The 3,785-nt window shown below is 47.1% G+C and carries 5 protein-coding genes; 3 read left to right on the top strand and 2 right to left on the bottom strand.

Annotated features, from left to right (window positions below):
* Positions 1–460 (bottom strand): hypothetical protein (locus H511_RS22950; RefSeq protein WP_036759315.1); only part of this gene is annotated, 460 nt, incomplete at its 3' end.
* Between the two features lie 10 nt (positions 461–470).
* A complete protein-coding gene (locus H511_RS0109030) occupies positions 471–893 on the bottom strand; it encodes an antirestriction protein (protein ID WP_027252012.1) in 423 nt (140 codons plus the stop codon).
* 825 nt (positions 894–1,718) lie between these two features.
* Between H511_RS0109030 and H511_RS0109025 the strand changes: the two genes are divergently transcribed.
* From H511_RS0109025 to H511_RS22945, 3 genes are all read left to right on the top strand, one after another.
* Positions 1,719–1,976, top strand: coding sequence for a type II toxin-antitoxin system RelB/DinJ family antitoxin (locus H511_RS0109025; protein WP_027252011.1), 258 nt, complete (start codon positions 1,719–1,721; stop codon positions 1,974–1,976).
* Entirely contained in the window at positions 1,969–2,241 is a 273-nt protein-coding gene (locus tag H511_RS0109020) for a type II toxin-antitoxin system YafQ family toxin (RefSeq protein ID WP_027252010.1), read from the top strand. Before H511_RS0109025 ends, H511_RS0109020 begins: the two co-directional genes overlap by 8 nt.
* 1,213 nt (positions 2,242–3,454) lie before the next feature.
* A partial coding sequence (locus H511_RS22945; protein WP_036759311.1) for a hypothetical protein occupies positions 3,455–3,785 on the top strand: 331 nt, incomplete at its 3' end.

Here is a 3,785-nt window from a genome sequence, read left to right as displayed (position 1 = left end):
CTAGCGCACCGTTAAACATGAAATGAAGGTTCCGTTTGTCCGCGTTCCCGAACATGGCCGCACCCATTACGCCAACGTCTACACCTTCGCTATACAGGCCCAGGCTCCCCGTGCCCGCCTCTTTTGCCCTGCTGTACAGCTCAAAGCTAAACCGCGTCACCAGTCCGCTTTCCTCGTCCGCTGGGTTCGCATACAGCAAGCAGATCAGCCCGCTCTCATTGTCTGGATACTGCCAGCGGTTGATATACCCCAGGAAAAGATCAACCCAGACCGATTTCATTTCCGACGCCCTAAGAACAGACCGCGCGCGCTCGACGTGCCCGCCCTCGCTTAGATTGTTGTTCAGGCGGCTTTCCAACAGCTCAACTACCTGCGAGTGATGGCGCGCTTTCTCGTCCTCAGCCAACAGCACCCACTTGCGCAACTGCTGCGCGGTATAGTGACAATTGCAATAGATCATCTGTCCGCCCTCAATCAATCAAACCGAAAATTGCATCTGATTCAGGGTGACTGCTGGCCACCTCGCGCAGTGCGTGAAAGTTTTTAACAATGCTTTTGCACCCTGGCGCTTTAAAACTCAGGTGCGAGCACACAATCAACATCACACCAATGCTCAGCGCACCGCGTGACATTTCCCCGTCAAACCAGTTATCAGGGTTAACAACATGCACCATGATTTCAGGCTCAGGTGCCTGCATCCACCGCGCGCCGTTCTCGGCTGTCAGATACTCCCAGTACCCGCCCTGATAGGTGGGATCGTATTTCTCAGTCAGTGCGTACACAGAATTTTCAAGTAGCAACATCAACTGATATGAGCCGCTAACGATTTTCGGCAAAAAAGCGGGACGGTGCGTGACCTGAGTTTGTGTGATCTTCATTTCTGTAGCTGTCATAGTTTGTCATCCTGTTTTAAAAGGGGGATTGCTCCCCCTGGCTTATGGTGTGTGGGTGTTAAAGGCCAATGACACGCGCAAGATAATTCCGGCGGCTCTTTGTCAAACGTCCAGCGCTTAGTAACAGCTTACAGCGCTCCCATGTTGTAACTTTATGACTCATGTTTATTACCTGTATAAATTAAAATTAGTGTTTATTTGTGGTTCGTTGCTGGCGATTTAAATACCGCTCAACCCGTCCACGTAAAAAACTGTAGTTCAGTACAAAAACGAAATCAATATATTTTTAGTCATTAGCTAACAAATGAGATTTAGATCAAATCGTGGAACAATCGTAACACGATGAGTAATTATCTCTGCGCCGTATCCCCAGGGCGCAGAGCCGCTCATTACCCCGCTGACATCCGCCAACCCCGCGCCATTGCTGGGTTTGTGCGTCATCCAGTCTGCCTGGAGGCGGTAATAAGCTAATTGATTGCTTGTGCAATCAATTAATAACACTCTGAAAGAGTGTGCTAACTGAAAACAATGGATAAGCTAATTACCACGCGCATATATTCGGGACTCTATGGGTAAGCTAATTAATTACCTTGGAACAAGGTAAATAAAAACATTAAAATCACTGATAATAAAAAAATGATAAGTTTTAATTTTGTGTGAAATATAAAATTGCTGGTAGGGTAAATAAAAGGGCAATAAATAAATCCGCACTCTGTGTTATTGCTATTCAGGTGTGGTGTATTACTAAGTAATACTATGTATTGCATGTGTGGGGAGGGGGCGCTAAACTTAAAGAAGCACATCAACACGAAAGGAAGGCAAGCTATGTCAAAACCACTAATCTCAACCAGGATCGAACAGGATATGAAAGATGAGTTTTCTGATATCTGCGACAGCCTGGGCGTATCCCCTTCGCAAGCGGTTCACATTTTCGCTAAAGCATTTATCAGAGAAAGGGGCTTCCCTTTCCCTTTGAAAGAGAAGACACCTAACGCAGAGACGCTTAAAGCGATTGAAGAACTAGAGTCCGGCAAAGGGACCAGAATCAGCGACCTGAGCGAACTGGAAGGAACACATGCTTAAACTTGTCATATCTTCCGTGTTCAAAAGGGAATACAAAAAGACAGTAAAACAATCCGTTGAGGATTCATTGCTCATCGGTCAGGTGGTAGGACACTTACGGCAAGGTGTACAGCTGCCACCGTCCTACCTTGACCACGCCCTTACAGGTAACTTTAAAGGGTTCAGGGAATGCCACATTAAGCCCGATCTCTTACTCATCTACAAAGTTAACGGTAATGAGCTGCAGCTTGCCCGCTTGGGTTCTCACAGCGAGTTATTTAGCTAACCCCCAGATACGTAAAAACCCCCGCCCCTCAATCCTTGAGGTAACAACGCAACGCGCTGCAGCGGGGGTTCTACACGTCGAACCTGGCTTCTCTTTTACTGAAACACACACAGAAAGATGGCAATCTTTGGATCATCGAGCGACAACAAGTAAGACCTATGAGCCGAGCCGTTCAACGCTTGGAGCTTTAGAGCAGTAATGCAGGTAATACAGGTAACAGGTTGGTCGGGGTGTAGGACTACAACCGTTTACCTGATGGGTCGCTTTGCAGCCGTTCACCAGGACCACCCCGCCAACAACTGAGACAATAGCAACGGGCTACCACGGCGTCAAGCGTCGGCGTCGCGTGCGGATTTTATTGCGAATAAATAATTAAGGGGGAAGCGTCAGCGCTCCCCCTATTATTTTATTTTAATAAAATAGAAAAAAGGGTTTTCGCCTAGTCGTTGATAAGTATGGGGTTTTTTTGCTGTATTTATTTTAGCCAATTTCAGAGCCTAAATGTTGATTGATATGGGGTTTTTACAGTGTTGCATATGTGGATAAGTCGCAAAAAAGTAAATGACCGCGCCAAAAGCTTGAACAAACGCTGTTTTTATCGCTTATCCACAGCTTACCAAGGGGGTAAATGTACTTAGCTAATACCATAGCTCACCTTGTTGCACATATTGTCATACTGTGCATGTGTACAGTAAAATGGCGTCAACGCTAAAACCTTGAATTATCGCAGGGTGGTTTTTCTAAAAGCTTGAACTTACGCACCTTGAGAGCCTAAATATTGATTAATAAGGGGTTTCTCGCTAAGTGATTGAGTTATCAGGTATTAATCACTGAGTTAGTAGCTAAGCCCAAAAATAGTAGGATTTTTTTGATTTTTTTCCCATTTTTGATGCGTGCGTCACATCGCCACGCCGCACAAACTGGCAGCGTTAGCCAATAGCTATTAGTCTAGATATCCGAAAAACAGCGGTAAGCAGGTATTCAACAAGATGTATGGAAACACAAGAAAACCGGTCCCAGGCGAACGATTTTTTGTCTGCGATGGCGAATCAGAAATAAACCCAGGAAATATATGCGGCCATGAGTGGTCGGAAGTGACACGGGATTGCCTGTCGCCGTCCGGCGAACACTGCACTGAGTGCGGTGAGTTTTGTCACCCTGAGAAGTACAGACCAGATCCAAACATCCAGACAGACAGTGCGGGGAATCTGGTATGACGGTTGAGGCCATCGAGAGCTTTGACATCGTTGTCAGCCAGACCACCGATCTGATCTTATCCTCAGCGTTCAGCAAGACGCTGGCCGGTTACGTGTGGGTGATTAACTTCAAAGCCCATTACTGCCCTGATTATTCCACCCTGAGCGGCGTCGAAGGCCCGCACCAGATGGGTTTTTTCGGGTTAAGCTTTGGCCCGTTCGGCACGCTGTACTTGCACGGATTCACCGGCAAAGGCTATCACCGGTTTATCGAAGCGGACGACGGGCAGATGGTCGTCACGTTCATTGAACGCGGGCTACTGGTAGGCAAAACAGAACTGGCAGGGG

Origin of the sequence: Photobacterium halotolerans DSM 18316 (assembly GCF_000425165.1) — a bacterium.
Taxonomy (GTDB): domain Bacteria; phylum Pseudomonadota; class Gammaproteobacteria; order Enterobacterales; family Vibrionaceae; genus Photobacterium; species Photobacterium halotolerans.
Note: the sequence above shows the minus strand (reverse complement) of the source record. Positions and strands in the feature narration are given on the sequence as shown.